The following is a 20,948-nucleotide window of genomic DNA, read 5'->3' on the forward strand; positions in this document are numbered from 1 at the left end:
CAACTGTTACAACTGCTACATCGTGCCATTTTGTGATTTTGTCGAATATATACTGATATTTTATTGTTTCAGATAATCAGAAGACATAGATTGGTCAGGGGACTGATATCCATCGGTCATTATGTGGGTGCAGGGACCGGTATTCCTCCTGACGCTCAGGGTAATCCGGGGTGACCCTGCCATGGTTATTATGGATCCATGAGATTTTCATGTGTAGAATTGGCAAAACCCACTCTCCATCTTCATGTAGTGAGGTTTGATGATGCATTATAACTAGAAACCAGATGGGTGATCCTCTGACTAGGGTAGTAGATTATAGCATAAACATGATTTTTTTCTATGGGAGCAAAAAATTCACGGATATTGCATCAATACCAGAATAACAGAGGATTATGCATAATTAAATTGACGTTTTAACACGATTAAATTCTCCATTCAATTGAGATTAAAAGAGTTTAAAAATTTTTTCCCCGAAAAGTATTAATTGGTTTAGAGTTTTGTAACAGCCTTAAAAAAATTAAAACGTTCCATACCAATCCAAATACCGATCACATTTACTTCCGGGGTTGAATTGAATTCTCCATCTCCATGGTCCATTGAAATCCGGATTCGGATCATCATAAAGATAGGAACGGATTGTTTGCCACGGAGGAGAATTATTTCCGATATATGCATCATATCTTTGGGCTGCATTTGCAATGACATTCGGAATAATGTATGAGCCATCTGATGCAGTATACGTATACCAGAGGAATTCATTTGGTGTTGCATTGCGGTAAAATTCTATTCTTATGTTCTCAATTGGCAATCCAGTTGTTTCATTTCTCACAACACCCTTCAGGAAGTAACATTTAGGTCCATAATATGCAACAATGGTGTGATCTTCCTGAACATTTGTAAACACATATGGATTAATTGCACTTGAAAATCTCCCATCAATCAATAATTCAGCAAATAAATAGGTTTCTTTTCCGATTATAAAGGATGGCTCCATTGAATAACTCTGTGAATTGCCACACTGAACCGAAGTAACCCCTTCCGGATCGATCATGCCGGTAATTGGTATTGGTGTGTAACTACCCACATCAAGATATACTGCCGAAGCTGTGATATTATACGGCCCTCTTGGCACAAACGATGCACTGATATTATGTGGTTCAGTCACATTCGTAAACGTATAACTTCTGATTGGACCCATCGAAGTCCCGTCAACCCGAACGTCAGAAATATTCCAACACGTGAGATTGGTAATGCTAAAAGATTGATCATATCCACAATTGACCATGACTATCCCATTTGGTGTAATATTCCCACCAAAACCGGCAGTCGCATTTATTGGAAATGTCTTCAGAGCAAACACTGCATGAATTGATTGATCTGAAGTTACATTCGTAAATGTATAGGTAAAGGGACTTACCTGAGGACCAAGGTGCTGTGTCCCGTTGATGATTACATCGGTGATATTAAAGCAGAATGCCGCTGTAATAGTATAACTCTGATCTGAACCACAATCAACCACAGTTATTCCCAGTGGATCAATCGTTCCTCCCGCATCTGCAGATGAGGCGATCTGGAACTGTTTTAGATCAAAGTATGCATCAATGGTCTGATCGTACTGCACATTGATGAAGGTGTAACTCTCAACCGGTCCAAGATGCAGTGCATTCGGTTGATTCTCATCAATTACCACATCTCTGATCGTATGACAGAGATCCGGCGTAATATTGAACTGCTGGCTCCATTCACAGGGGACGGTGACATTCCCTGACGGATTGATAAACCCACCCTCATGAGCTGTGGCAACAATAGTTAGCGGCAGGCATCCAATCGGCAGATACATGGAATTCGTAGATTCACTTCCACATGAGTTCTTAATGGTAAGGATTACCTGGTAGTCATCACGGATGTAATAGGTATGGACCGGGTGCTGCTCTTTTGAGGAGGATCCATCGCCAAAGTACCAGTTCCACTCTACTATGTCATATCCGGTGGAGAGATCGGTAAACTGAACAGTCAGGGGATCCTCATTAACAATGGTATAATTGAATAATGCTTCAACCGGCGGGCAATAGACATGTATCTGTTCACTATGGGTTTCATTCCCTCCACACGGGCTGGTTGCATGGAGTGTTGCTGAATAATTCCCACCTGTTTTGTAGGTATAGACTGGGTTTCTGAATGAAGAGACGCCTCCATCACCAAAGGTCCATCCCCAGGATTGCGGCGTTCCAATTGTCCTGTCAGTAAAGTATACAGTCAGGGGAGCGGTGCCATTTACAGGTTCCATTCTATAGGTGAAATTGGCATATACCGGGCAACAAACGAGTTTGTCAAATGTGTCCCTAGCTCCGCATTCGTTTGTTACTGTGAGTGAAACCAGATACTCTCCACATCCAGCTGCGTAGGTATGGTCAGGGGGATTCTGTCCAGTGTAATAAGTTCCATCACCAAAACTCCAGTTCCAATGGGTGATCGTTTCCGGTTTTTGGGATGAATCGCGAATTCTGACAGTAAAGGGTTCACCGGAGATTATCTCGGTTGAGAAGTTCGCAACTGGCGGGGTGCAGAAGCAGGGGGTGGATATGCTCTCCCGATAGCTGTTCTTCGCTCCGCATGTGGTAGTAACAGAGAGATTTACCTGCCATGTTCCGTTTCTTATGTATGTATGCTGTGGGTTTTGAAGGATAGATGAATTTCCATCTCCAAACTCCCATAACCAGTCAGAGATATCATCTCCGGATGTCTTTGTGGTGTCAGAGAAGTCCACCGTCAATCCATCAGGATTACAGGCATAGGTAAATCCGGGAACCGGCATCTCACAACAGGGGACGGTGACGAATCTGGTCCATCTGGCTGATGAGTTACATGTTGTAAAGACCGTGAGATTTACCGGATATGTGCCGGGATTATCATATTTATGGTTCGGGTTTTGTAATCCGGAGGTGTTATCCGGCCTTAGATCTCCAAACTCCCAATACCAGGCATTAATTCCACCGCCAATCGCACGGGAGAGGTCGGTGAAGCTGACGTTTGTCGGCCCGGTACAGGTGTAGTCAAAGTCAGGTTTTGGTGGTGGACAGCCACAGATCGCGTCCTGAATGACATCGTCTGATGAACCACAATCGGTTGTGACCTTCAGGCGGACGGTGAACTGACCACAGGCTGCATACCGGTGAGTCGGGGTCTGCTCTGTTGAATTCGTGCCATCTCCGAACTCCCATAATACTGCAGTGATTGGCCGTTCAGAAACGGATTCATTGATGAACCTGAATTCCTGTGGATCGGTTGTTGGTTCAATACGGAATCTCGCTTCTGGGAGTGGACAACCACAGATAGCATCCTGAATGACATCGTCTATGGAGCCACAGTCGGTCGTAACCTTCAGGCGGACCGTGAAATGGCTACAGGTTGAATACCGGTGAGTCGGGTTTTCCTCGGTTGAGTTTGTTCCATCACCAAACTCCCAAAATAATCCGGTGATCGGACGGGTAGATAACGACTCATTGATGAAACGGAACTCTAATGGATCAGCAGTGGTCTCGATCCTGAATTGTGCTTCAGGAGCTGGACAACCACAGATAGCATCCTGAATGACATCGTCTGAGGAGCCACAGTCGGTCGTAACCTTCAGGCGGATCGTGAAATGGCCACAGGTTGCATACCGGTGAGTCGGGGTCTGCTCTGTTGAATTTGTGCCATCTCCGAATTCCCAGAATAATCCAGTGATTGGATGTTCAGAAACGGATTCATTGATGAACCTGAATTCCTGAGGATCGGTTGTTGGTTCAATGCGGAATCTCGCTTCTGGGAGTGGACAACCACATACAGCCGGCTTTACTACCTCATCCCAAGAACCACAATCGGTCATGACTTTGAGACGTACTGGATGCTGACCGCAGGTTGCATACTCCTTATCAGGCGGGTTCTTTCCTGAATAAGATGTTCCGTCACCAAAGTCCCAGAGATAGTTCGCAGCTAAACCAGTTGGTATGATACTGGTATCAGTAAAACGGAACGTTCGGGGATTAGCAATTACATTGGTGATTGTGAAATTTGCGTCAGGTTGTGGGCAGGTGAGAGAGATATCCCTGATCGTATCACCAAAGCAACCATCCTGATCCCATACCCGCAGCTTTACCGTATAATTGCCATATGTTGCGTATTCGTGGGTCACGTTTTGGGTGATATATCGGGTGCCATCTCCCATATCCCACTGCCATCGCTGAATGGTTCCCTCGGGTTTGGAGGTATCTGTATACTTCACAGTTTTTCCGGTTGGTACATAAACAAAACTGGCGTTCGGTATTCCAGGGATACAGATGTCTCCACCGCAGGTAGCTTTGCGGATGGTGTCATCCCAGCATCCCTGCGTATCAAATACCGTCAGGAGTATGGAATACTCTCCGCATCGTGGATATGAATAGGTAAAGGTCCCAGGAGGGCTTGTATTATTGAAAACTACTCCATCTCCCATATCCCAGATCCATTGCACGAGACCTGTTGATGACTTTGAATGGGTGGAATTGTCGGTTATGGAGATAACAAAAGGAGTTCCAATCTGTTCTTTTGCTACTGAAAAGTTGGCAATCGGGTTTTCATAGCAGATACACGGTAAGGACACTGTTTTTGTTGCGGAGTAACTGCCACAATCCTTCGTATTTACCGTCAGAGTTGCGCTGTAATCTTTACATTGATTATAATGAGAATAACCATGTTGGATTGAGCCAGTCCAATCAAGATGAGAAATTTGAGTCCTATTTCCATCGCCAAAATCCCAGATGAGTACATAGGGTTTGCCAAACAGATAGGTCCCAGCGTTCCATAAGAAATTCACATCCCAAGTATCTGGAGATCTCCCTTCATATATCCAATTAAAATCTGCATTCGCTGAACAATTAATGGAAACCTGTTTGGTTGTGCTGCAATATATACGGTTTCCACACTGGTTTTTCCCAATGGTCAGAGTGACTCTGTACGACGGAATCGTTAAAGATGAATATTCATGAATTGGGTTTGATTCAGATTTTGTGTGGCCATCGCCAAAGTTCCATCGCCATTCATCAGCTCCTTCTGACCGATCTCTAAAACTAATATTGAACCGATTATACGGATCACTTTCATAAATGAAATTCGCATAACAAGTATCAGAACAGCCATACACTGTTACTGATTGCGAAGATGATTTTGAGCAGACAGGATAGTAACTATCCTTCTGAATAACTGTGTGAATAACCTGATATGTCCTGTCTGTTGTCAGATTCGGGAATGTAATCGACGCATCTCTTCCATTCATTGTTTTGGAAAAACCTTGCCCCAATATTGTGTATGAATGTGTGCCATTTCCCAAACTCGAAAGAAGGTAGGTAGGAGGATTGGATCCTGTATGAGTGATAGAAAAGAGAGCATCTGATTCGGTGAGCGTACAATTCACATCTGGATACGGAGTAGGAGTCGGCGTTGTTGGAATGGGGAGAATAGTTGTTGCACCAGGTTTCCCGAATTCACGATAGAGATGTTCTCCACCTGACTTATTGAGAAGGATTTGATATGACAGATTTGTTCCGCTTGCAGGAACACGTAGACTATATCCAAACCCAAGATCTGAACCTGATGTGCTCCAATTTGTAGCATTTCCATCAGGTCTGATTAAGTGTATCGTATGCTGATCATATTCTTTTTTAAAGGTTCCATTAAAAACACGTATTCTGATCGAGTCTGGTGAGAGGTTATCTCCCCCGCTATGAGTAAAAAAGGCATATCCAGAGCTGTTCGTATATTCAATCTCGGTATGAGGGAGGGTTGTCTTCGGATACTGACCGGTTGAGTAAGAGAGTATTATACCGGTTGCAATAACAAGAACCACAATCAGAGATAACGACGATACTATCTCGGATAGAGCATCTTCACAATACCTTTTCTTTACATGGCCTGATCGTTTCCGAAAAATAATATCTCCCCCCATCTTCTCATCCTGAAAATATAAATTCATGAATAAAGCCGGTATGATGAAGCACGACCGTCAAAGTAGATATTTCCAGGCTCGAGTGACAACTCCATGATCTTATCCGTAGACGGCATTAATTCCGAAATTTCAAGGTTCTGATAATTCTGGACCGATATTGGGACACCATTCCAGACTAAATTAATCCAGGCATTGGTCTGTCGGTATGCAGTAATTTTGAGATTTGAGTGATAATTCTCGAAATCATTTATTTTTATCGCACTGCAAACACCAGTATCTACAGGGTTCCCATTAATGGAGAGTATTACACTGGTAACATTGAATGCATTTATCTCTCCCACTATTCTGATATTTGCACGAGTCTGGGCAACTCCAATATCCAACCTGACCCGGTCTCCATTATTGAGTGTGTACTCCGTTCCATTCACGGTAATTGTAGATCCGCTTCCTCTGACGAGCCAGCTTGCATACCCTGGATGCAGGTACCCGTTCCTGTTTGTCAGAAGGCTGACGGTGTTTAATACTCCAGTGGTATTAATGTATTTACTGATGGTGCTTGACTGACCTGTGACATTTGTTACCTGTAGGGAGACTGAATAATTACCAGGATTTTGGAAGATATGAATTGGGTTTTGTAGAGTGGATGTATATCCGTCATTAAAGTTCCAGGTCCATGACGCAGGGCCGCCAGTGGAGGTATCGGTAAAGGAAACCTCGAGAGGTGCAGGCCCTTCCCAGGGATCAGCAGTAAAGTTTGCCAGTATGGGCTCTTCGCTTCCCACTCTTAACCATACTGGACTTGAATCACGAAATGTTCCTTTTCCTGGGAGAGGATAAGCCCGTGTTACCACAGAGATGGTCTTTCCGGCATATGATTCAACATTCACCTGTAGGTTAAACCTATTATTCAGTGCATCAAAGACCATCTGGCCAGCATTCTGATCATCGATCAATAACCATACATCACTCGTATTACGGTTTTTTCCACCTACTGTCGCAGTAAAAGTCGTCAATCCCTTTACCACAGAATTATTTACCGGTGATATAATAACAGGCGTAACAGGCTCAAAATCAACAGAGACATTTCGATAGGTGGTAACTGTAGCTCCATTCGTGAGAAGATTTCTCGCTACGAGAGTAATGTACTGACCCTCCCATTTCGTATTATTCCAATAACCGGTATTATACCCAAGATATCCAATATAAGGAAGATTCACAATCATCCCATCTGGAAGATGGAGTTTACAATTCGTATTTCCATTCGCCTGATTCTCATTTGGCCCGACATAATGGACTTCAACATATGAACTCGTATTATAAGGAATAAGCTCATTCTCTCGTGGGTAGTAAAATTCAAAAAATGTCGAATAGTTACGGAGATAGAAGAGATCAATATCTGAATATCGATATATCGTGTTATCCGGTACTGAACAATTAAATCCCGTGTTAAATACGGAGCCATTTGCTCTCCAATGCCACGTGGTTAGCCAATACCATGCAGATCCCGTTTTATAATAAAGGTTGTAAAATCCAGGATGCAAAATAAAACTACTATCCCCCCAATTTTCATATCGAATATAGGGGATAAATGCCCCATTACCCGTTCCATCCTGTGGCCATGACTTCATAGGTGTTGAATCAAATGATGTTGTATAATCAAATGGCCAATTTTTCGGATAATTACCCCGTGATCCCGGATAGCTGGACCCATATCTCCATCGTGACGGAATCTGTATCTCAGAAACTCTCCATTGTGCATTTCCAAAATGAACCTCATTGTATTGCCGTTGTGTGGAGATTACCAGGGCCGATGAGTACGTTTCTGCCCCTGAACCATAGGAATACGTTACTTTCCAGTTAGCAGGTAACACTTCACGTATTCTGAACGTTCCATAGGTCACATCAGGAAGATTAAATGTATAATCTCCATTTATATCTGTAGAATTTGACTGCCGATCTACCCAATTTCCTGCCACCCGCTCTTGTAGATAAACCTGCCAGTTCGAAAGCCCCTGTTCTTCAGGATCCCGGACACCGTTCAAATTCTTATCATTCCAGAGATACCCACTGATACTTGCAGGGTTTGTGACATTCACCGTTTTTACCGTGCTATACGGATTACCACACTCGTTCTTAACCTGAAGTGTCACATAATACGTCCCAATCTTGGAATAGGTATGGTTTGGCGGGTTTCTGGAGGGGGGGCTGGTCGTATAATAACTGGTTCCATCTCCAAAGAACCAAAGCCAGCTCATGATCTTATCCATTGGTGTTGAGTTGTCCGTGAACTTCACCTCAAGAGGACTCATTCCGGACGAAGGAGTGAGATTAAAATCTGCGGTCAGGTTCGGGCAGTCAAAGGCAATACGCCGCCATATCTGTGCAGTATTACCACAACTATTCTTTACAATCAGACCAACGTTGTAATTCTCTCTTCCGGCATAGAGGTGGTAGGGATGCTGCTCTTTTGATGTCGTCCCGTCACCAAAGAACCAGGTCCAGTCTACAATCTCACCACCATAGGAGAGATCCCTGAATGAGACATTGAACGGATCCTCTGAGATGATGGTATAACTAAAGTCTGCAACGACTTCCGGACATCCAAAGGTTAAGATTTTACTATGTGTTTCATTCCCGCCACAGGGACTGGTTGCATGGAGAGTGACGGTGTAATTCCCTCCTTCATTGTAGATATGTACCGGGTTTTGGAGATATGACGTTTTCCCGTCTCCAAAGTCCCAGTGCCATGCATTCGGCTCTCCCTCTGTCAGATCAGTGAAATAGGCCGTTACCGGAGCATCTCCGTCAGGGGGATCCAGCTGGTAGGTAAAGTTTGCAAATACCGGGCAGCATACGAGCTGATCCACGTCATCGTACTGACCACAGTCATTCGTTACCCGGAGATTTACCAGATACTCACCACAGGAATTATAGGTCTTTTCCGGGGGATTCTGACCGGAGTAAGTTGTACCATCACCAAATGACCAGTTCCATGATGTGATTGAATTGCTGTTCGGAACCGACTGATCGGTAAATCTCATGGTGAAGGGCTTTGAGGAGACCATCTCCTTCGTGAAGTTAGCAATTGGCGGGGAACAGAGACAGGGGACGGTAATATTATGAATCCATGAGTTTTGAGCACCACATGTCGTCGTTATGGTGAGGTTAACCAGGTAGGTTCCTGGCTGGTTGTACCGATAGACGGGGTTCTTGTCTGACGATATGCCCGCATTATCACCAAAGTCCCATCTCCAACGGGTTATTGCATCTCCGAATACCTTCGAGGTATCATTGAACTGGATGGTATTCCCATCCTCAAGACAGGTGTAGGTAAAGTCAGGAACTGGCATCTGGCAGCAGGGGACGGTTACCTCTCGTGTCCACCGGGCTGATGAATTGCAGGTGGTGAATACCGTTAAATTGACCGGATAGGTCCCCGGATTGTCATACTCATGCGTTGGGTTTTGTAGTCCGGATATATTGTCTTGCCTCAAATCTCCAAACTCCCAGTACCAAGCCCTAATTCCATTGCCCATTCCTCTGGATAGGTCGGTAAAGTTGACAGTTCGTTCTCCAATGCATTTGTAATCAAAGTCAGGAACCGGGGGCGGACATCCACAGACGATATCCTGTATGGTGTCATTACTACTTCCACAATCAGCGGTCACCTTCAGTCGGACTGTATATTGGCTGCAACTTGGGTAGGTGTGGGTCGGGTTCTGCTCTGTTGAGGTTGTACCATCTCCAAACTCCCACAACCACGATAGATTCACATGAGGAACATGGGTGGAACGATCTATGAACACAAACTCCTGAGGATTGGCCGAAGTAGTATACTCAAAGGCTGCTTTCGGGGACGGACAGCCGCATATGACATTCTGAATCGTCTCATTACTACTCCCGCAATCAGCCGTCACCTTCAGTCGAACTGTATATTGGCTGCAACTTGGGTATATGTGAGTGGGGTTCTGCTCCGTTGAGGTTGTACCATCTCCAAACTCCCACAGCCACGATAGATTCACAGAAGGATCATGGGTGGAACGATCTATGAACACAAATTCCTGAGGATTTGCCGAAGTAGTATACTCAAAGGCTGCTTTCGGGGACGGACAGCCGCATATGACATTCTGAATCGTCTCATTACTACTCCCGCAATCAGCCGTCACCTTCAGTCGAACTGTATATTGGCTGCAACTTGGGAAGGTGTGGGTGGGGTTCTGCTCTGTTGAGTTTGTGCCATCTCCAAACTCCCACAACCATGATATATTCACAAACGGTTCATGGGTAGAACGATCGGTGAACACAAACTGCTGGGGATTGGTTGTATTATTATACTCAAAGGCTGCTTTCGGGGACGGACAGCCAGTTGTGATATCCTGGAAGGTGTGATCCCATGATCCACAATTCGTTGTTACTCGTAACCTGACCGTGTAGGTTCCTGGACTAGTATACCGATGAGTAACGCTGGAGCCTGTCGAAGTAACACCATCACCAAAGTCCCATTCCCAGTCTGTGATTGTGACTGAAGGATCATGGGTTGATGTACTGGTGAACCTGAACTCACGGGGGTTGGACATAGATTCGACGGTGAATTGTGCAATCGGTTTTGGGCAATTACAAGAGACTTCCTTAATGACGTCATCCCAGCAGCCGATATCATCCCATACCCTGAGTTTTACCGGGAATGAGCCACATTTGTCATACTCAATCCAGAATGTTCCTGGTGGAGAGGTATTTATCGCAGATGTCCCATCACCAAAGTCCCATTCCCAACGGGTCAGCGTGTTATTGTTTGAATAAGACGAGTCAATGAAGTTGAACCGTTTCGGGTTATTTGGAGCGGCAGTTGCAGAAAATTCAGCCCGTATATCGTCGGGTTCACAATTACCTCCACCGCACGAGATGGTCCGGGTAGTTTCAGCCCAGCATCCCATAGCATCATGGACGATGAGTTTGATGACATAACTTCCACATGATGAATAGGTATGTGTAAATATGAAAGGATCTGGTTTTGTCGTGGTGTTGAAATTTATGGGTGTCGTGCCATCTCCAAAGTCATATGTCCATTGAATAATGTCCGATGGTGTAGAGGTATCATTGATGATCGTGGTCGTATTATTTGACTTTATTTCTGTGGCAGTAAATACCGGAGTTGGGTTTTCTTCTTCTGTGCAGATACAGGGGAGATTAACTGTTTTTGTACAGGTGTAGTAGATACCACCATGGAGATCGATGACATCCATTTTTACACTGTAATCGCGACACTCGGTGTAAGAATGAGAGATCCGATTAGAATCTGGCCATTTAGTTATTCCTGCAAATCCGTCTTTTGAATAGGTTTCTGAGTTACTGCCATCACCAAAGTCAAACTTTACTTTCCAGTCCTTGTTATCCAGACCTTTACATACATCTGGATGATTCCATGTAAATTCAACATTCCATGGGTTTCGTGTGGATGGATCATAGTTATCTATGAAACACCCGCACACAATCGATTCTGTTGTGACCTTCTGTGTCACCGAACAGGTGAAATCCTGGTCACATCGATTTATCTTTTTCGTTAATGTTACCGAATGAATTGATTTATTATCCAGGTAGGTGTGCTCTACTTTTGTATTATTTATTATCGTTTTATTTTGCCCATCTCCATATTCCCAAGAAAAAAACCCCTTATCTGGGCCATCAGCGGTAAATTGAACAGTTTTCCCATCAACAAGATAACTAAACCCGGCAACACAGGGGGCATGTGAACAGGGAGGGACAGTTACATACTGAATAGAAGAATCACTGCAGATGGGGGTTGAATTATACACCGTATGCTGAATGAAATAACCCTGACTGTTTGTATCGTAGGGAATAGGGAGGGTATAATCAAAACTCCATTCTTTAGTTGAAATAGATACTGGTAGAAAATTTTTACCTGATATTGTCCATTTGTGAGTTAGATTATCTGCATGAGCGGATGCAATACAGGTAAGATTATTTCGATAATCGCCGACAGTATCTGCAGTAAACGCTGCAGATGGGGTATCATTACAAAAGCCAGGAATGGGAACAATGGTTGGAACTGCCGTAACGTTTGGGATTTCAATCGGTCTGCTGTGTCCAGTTCCGAACTCTTTTATCAGGTAATTCCCTGTAGATACATTATGGTGTATCTGATATCCATCATTAATTTCAGTAATATTTACAACCGATGAATAATTCCATTCCAGGTCAGGATGATCTTTCCACCTGACTTCATAATCCTTTTCTCCTGACGTGACATTCCACTTAACAAGATAGACATTATTCAGATCTATTGGGTTTCCTTTCTCATCTGTAAATGTGGTTGCGTAAAACCTCAGTGAATCGCCACCACCATGGTAAAAAGATGCATTTGCACCTGATGTATCTTCATCTTTGGGTATCATCTGCACGGATACTTTCGGGATATCCTCCGGTGGCGGGCCTGATGTCAACATCACTGACACGATGGATATACCTATGATAACAAGACTGATGAGGAGGATCGCTGCAACGACTTCCGAGACAGCTCTATCTTTAGAATTCATTGTTTTACCCATATACCCGAGAGTCAATTTTCATTTCGACCAATGCATGGTTGAGAGTAAGGTGAAGATTGTAATTATTTTTAGGTGTCACATTAACATTAACGGTTTTTCCATGCTGTCCTGATTCTACAGTTAATCCATCACTTTTTAGTAAACTATCGATAGATTTTTTATAGTATCTCGCTTCATCTTCATCAGAAGCGGTTATCTGTATCAAAAACCCTTTTGCATTTTCAATAATCCCTTCTTTCAACTTATACCAGTTATCCCCACTGTTGATGATATTGTGTCTTACTCCTTTTAGAGTCGAGGTAATCTGAACCTCATCATGACCGCCGACCAATGCATCTCCAAAGAGAGAGATGAGGTTGATATGAACATTACAGATATTTCCTGCAGGAGATACCTGGATCCAGTTGGAAGATATTTTTGGTTGGATGATTCCATTCTGCTTAAGTTGCACCTCTCCACATTGGTAAATATATTCCTGATTGATCCAATAGGGGTTTTGTGATGAATAATTAAATGTCCCAATAGGTGTTGTGTCCATAGTGATATTTGCCGTAATATAATCAAGATCACCAGTGCTCGAACTATTACCATAATAGGTGATATACTCGAATAGATCACTTGGATTTTTTGGAATTAGGGGAGGGGAACCATCACTTCGGGTATATACATAACTTAAATTTGATCTGATCAACTGATCGTTCGATAGTCCGTATGCCTCTTCCATGAGATTAACTCGGATAGTTTCATTCCAGGTATATGGTGACACAAGCCCCCGATAGATGACCTCATCTTCAATGGTTTTCATTCCATTCTTTATCACAGAGAGCGTTACTTCTTTTACCGGATAATTGAGAATTTCAAGGTGTGAGACCTCCCTGGTTTCAGGATGTTCTGTCCAGTTTAATACATGATACAGATCCTCCTGGCGGAGTGTGGCGTTCTTTACTTCAAGGACTGCCACCCAGTCAACAAGTTCCCATGGATTAATCAATCTACTTGAGGTGATATTTGTTGGATAAATTGTAAGAGTATGGGGATCAAAGGGAGGCATTTGATTTGGATAAATATTTGTTGAGTAATTTACAAAAATCGCAGAATAATCCTCTTTAATATCACCTGCATCTGAACCGGTAATATTTATGAAGGTGCCATTGATTATTGTCAAACTCAAATTAGGCATTTGAGTTATTGCAACTTTTCCGCTGGATGCCACCGGTTGCATCACTGGGAAAATGCTGAATGCCCCTCCTGATGTTTGTCCTCCAGTTCCAAGAGAAAGTTGCTGATTGAATGATACACCCTCTTGGTTGTTATACCATAGCGAATCGATATTCATCTTGAAATCGGTAAAAAATTTCTCGACGTTTTGCATATGCTGGATCTCTGCATCCCTCCCCTGTGAAGGAACCACATAGGTCATATAGAGAGATCCAAGAATAACAATGATAGCGATAATTAAGATAAACCCGATGACCTCTGATAACCCGTCATCCGTAACCCGACCAGACATGACTCCTGCAGGAGTTATCTACCGGTCACCAGATATACATTTCATATGGTTAACCCACACCGGATATAGGCTGCCCACAAAAAACCGGTGATTATCACGTATCACGACCTGCAAATCACCGAACCTCTCCGAAAAGAGGGAAGAAGCATACACAAAATCGAAACTTCGCGATAGATGGGGCTTTTAGGACTATTCAGGCAGGTAATTTCGGCTCATGAACCGGACCTGGGAACGATGGAATTGGTGTTTATTGAGGGCAGGAGAGGTCCAATACGATAGATTCCGGGGAGTGAACGAATCCAGAGCGGAGGGAATGGGTGGGAGATAGTAATTGAAAAACAGGGGGGCGGGTTTTCATAGGGAACCGGAGTTTATCGTTGGGAATGGAAAATAGGAGAGGAGGGTTATTGGGTCGGGAGGGAGAGGGATTTTTTGAGTTTATCGATGATTGATTGATCAAGACCGGTTGCTTTCTTGATAAACTCATCGTCCATACCAAGGGAGAGGAGGTTTTTCACGAACCCTTCTCTTTCTTCTTCCCTTCCTTCTTCCCTTCCTTTCTTCATCCCCTCTTCCAGTCCCTCCTCTTTCGCTTCATACATACGTGTAGCCTGATCATGAAGAAACATCTCTCTTGCTTCATAGAGCCGTCGGGTCTCTTCATCAAGACTCATAATCTGAAGATTGTTATATGCTTTTTGTATTGCGGGTTTGCCTTCAGCTGCCATAATTATCTCCTCCTCCGTATATGCATTTAAAAATGTAAGCCACGATAGGAGATCTGTACCTTTATATGGTACCCTGCACCTATGAACCTTTGGGAGCTCCAGAAAATGAATTTCAAAGACATCACTCATGAGGATATCATGGGTTTTATCATATGCCTGAAAGCAGGTATGAAGATCTTCTACAGGCATCAGCATATAATCCAGGATATTTATCACGATGGTGCGTTTCAGCTCATGATAACTATGACCTCTATTGAGTTGGTCAAGATACATTTTTGCCCAGTAGAAGAGACTCCGTTTCTCCATTGATTTTAGATCGAGCACCTGCATCTCAATGTCAACATAAACTCCGGAATCTGATAATACCTTGATGTCCAGAATGCACTCCTTTTTCGTATCAGGTATGAGCAGATGTGGATCGGTGCACACAACACTCTGAAAATGATCCGGAAGGATAGCATTCAGAAGATCAAGGAGGATGTCAGAGTTATTCGGATCTCCAAAGAGTAACCGGAAAGCAAAATCATTCCGGGGGGACATGAGGAATTCGCCGGTATATGTCGTTATTGATCTCATGATGGAATAATTCGCCTTCATGAATTGGGCTTCATTTTATACATGAGTTGCTCTTTCTGATGGTGAATAAAAGAAAACCGCATTACGGTAGATTTTCTTAAAAGGAAGGGAGACGAGATTAGAGTGAGAATAAATATCGGGATGACCTCTGATAACCCGTCATCGAAAGCCCGACCCGATATCTATTGCGGATAATTTTGGGCACCTGATATACATTTCATATGGTTAACCCAACCCGGATATAGGCTGCCCACAAAAAACCAGTGATTATCACATATCTCGACCTTCAATTCGTTGAACCTCTCCAAAAAGAGGAAAGAAGCATACACAAAAATCGAAACTTCGCGATAGATGGGGCTTTCAGAGTTATTCAGAGAGGAGAGTTCGGCTCATGAACCGGACCTGGACCCAATGGGGTTGGTGTTGATAGAGGGCAGGAGATGTCCAAAACGATTGATTCCGGGGGGTGAACGAATCCCAAACGGAGGGAATGGGTGGGAGATAGGAATTGAAAAACAGGGGGTCGGGTATTCATAGGGAACCGGAGTTTATCGCTGATGTGGAAATACGAAAAGAGAGGAGGGGTTATTGGGTCGGCAGGGAGAGGGATTTTTTGAGTTTATCGATGATTGATTGATCAAGACCGGTTGCTTTGATTATCAGTTCATCCTCTATACCCAGGGAGAGCATGTTTTTGGCGACGGTTTCTCTCTCCTGTTTTTTTCCTTTTTCCATACCTTTTTTTATACCTTTTTCTAAGCCTTTCTCTAAGCCTTTTTCCATTCCCTTCTCTTCAGCATACTTTACAACTTTAAACATACGTAATTCCTCCCATAATTCATCAAGTATTTTTTGGTCAACAATCTTATCCGCTAATATTAAGGTTAATTCCCGGACTTTATTTCGAAGATCCTTTTCTGGAAGTTCTTTTTCAAGGTCAATCGTTCTCCTGAGCAGTTCAATTTTTGTGAGTTTGCTCTTCATAAGAGGTAAAAAGATAAGTTCCAGTTCGTTTACCGGTTCACCTTTTTCCAGAGCAGCCCGCATCTGGGAGAGCAGGGCATCACCATCACGATCAGACAGAACGATTTGTAGTACGTTATACTGTAGACTGCCAATATCTAATACTTTTGTTCCGCTCGAACTATCAGCAGGAGTAAGGACTACCGTATGGACCGGGGCATCATAATATCGGAAAAGACGGAGATCATAATGAGCAAACCTGATGAGATCTCTTTTTGAAAGATTCATTTCCTCTTCAAGGTGAAGGATAGATCCATCCTCAAGACGAAAGTTCAGATCCATCATGTCATCAGTTGTCTCAACTTCAGGGATCTCCGTCACCAGGAATGAGATTATTGGTGGTAGATCAATACCCAGAAATGCCAGTGATCTATTGTCAAAAATCGAGAAGGCTTCTTTGAAAACCAGATCGTAATTTTTTTTGCTTATCTTTCTCATGTGGGGGTAAAAACTCTGGTGCGAATAAGATTAGAATTATTCGGTTTTATGTTGGAGAATGCACTACCGGGGGAACATCTCCGATGCAGGAAGAAAGAGAATGAAATGAAGAGATGGCCTCTGATAACCCGTCATCGAAAACCCGACCAGATATCTCTTGTGGATAATTTTGGGCACCAGATATACATTTCATATGGTTAACCCAACCCGGATATAGGCTGCCCACAAAAAACCTGTGATTATCACATATCACGACCTCCAAAACCCCGAACCCCTCTAAAAAGAGGAAAGAAGCATACACAAAATCGAAACTTCGCGATAGATGGGGCTTTTAGGACTATTCAGGCAGGTAATTTCGGCTCATGAACCGGACCTGTACTCTATGGAGTTGGTGCAGATACCGGGCAGCAGATGTTGAATACGATTGATTTGGGGGGGTGAACGAATCCAGAGCGGAGGGGGGGTTATCAGGGATCCTGAAAAACAGGGAGAGGAGAGGTTATTGGGTCGGGAGGGAGAGGGATTTTTTAAGTTTATCGATGATTGACTGGTCCAGTCCGGTTGTTTCCATTACGAACTCATCATCCATGCCCTTGGAAAGGAGGTTTTTTGCTACTTCTTTTCTTTCTTCCTCCCTTCCCTTCTTCATGCCCTCTTCCAGTCCCTCCTCTTTCGCTTCATACATACGTGTAGCCTGATCATGAAGAAACATCTCTCTTGCTTCATAGAGCCGTCGGGTCTCTTCATCAAGGCTCATAATCTGAAGATTATTATACGCTTTTTGTATTGCGGGTTTGCCTTCAGTCACCATAATTATCTCCTCCTCCGTATATGCATTTAAAAATGTAAGCCACGATAGGAGATCTGTACCTTCATATGGTACCCTGCACCTATGAACCTTTGGGAGCTCAAGGAAATGAATTTCAAAGACGTCACTCATGAGGATATCATGGGTTTTGTCATATGCCTGAAAGCAGGTATGAAGATCTTCAACAGGCATCAGCATATAATCCAGGATATTTATCACGATGGTGCGTTTTTCCATTGATTTTAGATCGAGCACCTGCATCTCAATATCAACATGAACTTTGGAATCTGCTAATGCCTTGATGTCCAGGATGCACTCCTTTTTTGTATCAGGTAAGAGCAGATGTGGATCGGTGCACACACCACTCTGAAAATGATCCGGAAGGATAGCATTCAGAAGATCAAGGAGGATGTCAGAGTTATTCGGATCTCCAAAGAGTAACCGGAAAGTAAAATCATATCGGGGTGACATGAGGAATTCGCCGGAATATGTAATGATCTCATTGAAATACCGAATCGGTCATAGATGGGAACAGGGAATATTTATCTCCCTGAAGGAGAGAGTTCAGACAATCGTAGGAAGGTGACCTGATGGCTGATAACAAGAAATCCCCTGAAACTGGCGGGATAACCATGCAGATACCCGGCAAAGGGAGAACAAACCGTGACTGGTGGCCGGACCAGCTGAACCTGAAGATCCTCTCCCAGAACTCTCCACTCTCTAATCCACTTGGCCAGAAATTCAATTATCGCGTAGAATTTAGTAAGTTGGACCTTGCAGCGGTGAAACAAGACCTGAGGGATCTGATGACCAGTTCCCAGGATTGGTGGCCGGCTGACTTTGGGCATTACGGGCCTTTGTTTATCCGAATGGCATGGCATAGTGCCGGTACTTACCGGACCTTTGATGGCCGGGGTGGCGCTAGTGGCGGAGAACAGCGGTTTCCCCCGCTCAACAGCTGGCCGGACAATGTGAATCTAGACAAAGCCAGACGCCTTCTTTGGCCGATAAAGCAGAAATATGGTCAGAAGATCTCATGGGCAGACCTTATGATTCTTGCCGGAAATGTCGCCCTTGAGTCGATGGGATTTAAAACATTCGGCTTTGGAGGAGGACGTGAGGATGTCTGGGAACCTCAGGAAGATACATACTGGGGATCTGAAGATACGTGGCTTGGAGATAAGCGGTATTCAGGGGACCGTGAACTTGAAAAGCCTCTGGCTGCCGTTCAGATGGGGCTTATTTATGTCAACCCTGAAGGTCCGGATGGCAACCCGGATCCTGTTGCAGCAGCTAGGGATATCCGTGAGGTTTTCGCCCGGATGGCCATGAATGATGAAGAGACGGTTGCACTCATCGCCGGTGGCCATGCCTTTGGAAAAACCCATGGTGCCGGTCCTGCATCTCATCTGGGACCTGAACCAGAAGCTGCCGGAATTGAGGAGCAGGGGCTTGGATGGAAGAATAGTTTTGGTACCGGGAAGGGAAACGACACCATCACGAGTGGCATTGAGATCACCTGGACTCCCACACCAACGAAATGGAGTAATAATTTCTTCAGGGTTCTCTTTAGTTACGAATGGGAGTTGACAAAGAGCCCGGCCGGAGCATATCAGTGGAAACCAAAGGGAGAGGCAGGAGCCGGGACTGTTCCTGATCCCCATGACCCGAAGAAACGACATGCTCCGGGAATGCTGACGACCGATCTGGCTCTCAGGTTTGATCCCATATATGAGAAGATATCAAGACGATTTTACGAGAACCCGGAGTTATTTGCAGATGCTTTTGCCCGGGCCTGGTTCAAACTGACACACCGGGATATGGGCCCGAAGACCCGATATCTTGGCCCGGAGGTCCCGGATGAAGATCTCATTTGGCAGGATCCCATCCCGGCAATCAACCACCCGCTGATTGATGACCAGGATATCGCTCTTCTCAAGAGCAGGATTCTTGCATCAGGTCTTTCTATCTCCCGGCTGGTATATACCGCCTGGGCCGCTGCATCGACGTTCCGTGGATCTGATAAACGCGGAGGTGCAAACGGTGCACGAATCAGGCTTGATCCACAGAAGAACTGGGAAGTGAACGAACCTGAAGAATTGGCAAACGTGCTGAAGATACTCGAGGGGATCCAGCATGAATTTAACCAGAATGCTCCCGGCGGAAAGAGAGTCTCTCTTGCTGATCTCATCGTTCTGGGAGGCTGTGCTGGTATTGAGCAGGCTGCAAAGAATGCCGGATATTCTGTTACAGTTCCATTCACTCCCGGACGGATGGATGCCGTGCAGGAACAGACCGATGCAGCATCATTTGCTGTGCTTGAACCGATGGCAGACGGGTTCAGGAACTATGCAAAACGTCATCTTCCCATGAAACCCGAGGCCATGCTGATCGACAAAGCCCAGCTGCTGATGCTTACTGCTCCGGAGATGACCGTGCTTATTGGAGGTATGCGGGTTTTGAATACCAATTTCGGGCAGACAAAACACGGGGTTTTTACCGATAAGCCTGAAACTCTGACGAATGATTATTTCGTACATCTCCTTGATATGGGAACGGAATGGACTCCGGTTTCAGAGACAGAAGACCTCTATGAAGGACGGGACCGCAGAACCGGAGAAATTAGGTGGACCGGAACACGAGTCGATCTCATCTTTGGATCGAACTCCCAGCTTCGGGCTCTTGCTGAGGTATATGCATGTTCAGATGGAAAAGATAAGTTTATTCAGGACTTTGTTGCGGCATGGGCCAAGGTGATGAACCTGGATCGGTTTGATCGTATTCAATGATCACCACCACCATGAGAATGATGGTGGATCACTATCCAATATCTTCCAAGTTCATATTAAAATGAAAAGCTGGGAACAGATGAAAGGGGATCCCGGAAGCCCCTGGAAGTAGCTCAAACTCTCCATGATGTTGGATATATCGAAGATGTCCCGGGTATGGAAACAAAGGCAAGGCAGACCGGGAACCATGTGATCATGGTGAAACATGGCTTGGATGTCACGCTGTCCATCACCTGCTATCGCTTGGCGAGCCTGAACTCGTCAGACCTTAAGAAAGTGAATATGAGCACTTAAAAAATCTTTTTCTACCTGAAAATGATGAATATTCAAACCATCAGACCGGAGAAAGAGGTATATGCGGGGAAAGGGAGTCGAACCCCTGAACTCCTACGAGAAACGCTCTTGAGGCGTTCGCCTTTGACCACTTGGCTATCCCCGCACAATAAGAAGAAGAGATGGTATGGAAGAGATCCACACCAAGCTGACGTACTTAGGTTGGTGAGGATCCTATTTGTATATTTTTGATATGATTTCACATCCGGACACCC

Annotated in this window: 8 protein-coding genes and 1 tRNA gene; 2 read left to right on the top strand and 7 right to left on the bottom strand. The window is 44.4% G+C overall.

Annotated elements, in window-relative coordinates:
• Window positions 1–517: 517 nt before the first annotated feature.
• From MHUN_RS12635 to MHUN_RS12650, 4 genes are all read right to left on the bottom strand, one after another.
• Window positions 518–5,962 (bottom strand): PKD domain-containing protein, encoded by a 5,445-nt coding sequence (locus MHUN_RS12635; protein WP_011449385.1) that lies wholly within the window; start codon window positions 5,960–5,962, stop codon window positions 518–520.
• A 23-nt stretch (window positions 5,963–5,985) separates the two neighbouring features.
• The gene (locus MHUN_RS12640; protein WP_011449386.1) at window positions 5,986–12,516 is read right to left on the bottom strand and encodes a PKD domain-containing protein; all 6,531 of its coding nucleotides are present in this window, start codon (window positions 12,514–12,516) and stop codon (window positions 5,986–5,988) included.
• Between the two features lie 4 nt (window positions 12,517–12,520).
• Window positions 12,521–14,038, bottom strand: coding sequence for a hypothetical protein (locus MHUN_RS12645; protein ID WP_011449387.1), 1,518 nt, complete (start codon window positions 14,036–14,038; stop codon window positions 12,521–12,523).
• 404 nt (window positions 14,039–14,442) lie between these two features.
• On the bottom strand, window positions 14,443–15,342 hold the full coding sequence (locus tag MHUN_RS12650) for an Rpn family recombination-promoting nuclease/putative transposase (protein ID WP_048068033.1): 900 nt from the start codon (window positions 15,340–15,342) through the stop codon (window positions 14,443–14,445).
• Window positions 15,343–15,693: 351 nt separating this feature from the next.
• On the opposite strand from MHUN_RS12650, the gene MHUN_RS12655 reads away from it, so the two are divergent.
• Window positions 15,694–15,879 carry a hypothetical protein gene (locus MHUN_RS12655; protein ID WP_048067525.1) on the top strand — a complete coding sequence of 62 codons (186 nt, stop codon included), beginning with the start codon at window positions 15,694–15,696 and terminating at the stop codon, window positions 15,877–15,879.
• Between the two features lie 48 nt (window positions 15,880–15,927).
• Here the strand turns inward: MHUN_RS12655 and MHUN_RS12660 are convergent, their stop codons facing one another.
• Window positions 15,928–16,803 carry a hypothetical protein gene (locus tag MHUN_RS12660; RefSeq protein ID WP_011449389.1) on the bottom strand — a complete coding sequence of 292 codons (876 nt, stop codon included), beginning with the start codon at window positions 16,801–16,803 and terminating at the stop codon, window positions 15,928–15,930.
• A 499-nt stretch (window positions 16,804–17,302) separates the two neighbouring features.
• Window positions 17,303–18,082: an Rpn family recombination-promoting nuclease/putative transposase gene (locus MHUN_RS12665; RefSeq protein WP_011449391.1), complete on the bottom strand. Its 780-nt coding sequence runs from the start codon at window positions 18,080–18,082 to the stop codon at window positions 17,303–17,305.
• Window positions 18,083–18,201: 119 nt separating this feature from the next.
• Here MHUN_RS12665 and katG point away from each other — a divergent pair, with 119 nt between their 5' ends.
• On the top strand, window positions 18,202–20,400 hold the full coding sequence (gene katG / locus MHUN_RS12670) for a catalase/peroxidase HPI (RefSeq protein ID WP_048067526.1): 2,199 nt from the start codon (window positions 18,202–18,204) through the stop codon (window positions 20,398–20,400).
• Window positions 20,401–20,756: 356 nt separating this feature from the next.
• Here the strand turns inward: katG and MHUN_RS12675 are convergent.
• Window positions 20,757–20,839, bottom strand: a tRNA-Leu gene (locus MHUN_RS12675).
• Window positions 20,840–20,948: the final 109 nt, after the last annotated feature.

It is taken from the genome of Methanospirillum hungatei JF-1, from assembly GCF_000013445.1.
Taxonomy (GTDB): Archaea; Halobacteriota; Methanomicrobia; order Methanomicrobiales; family Methanospirillaceae; genus Methanospirillum; species Methanospirillum hungatei.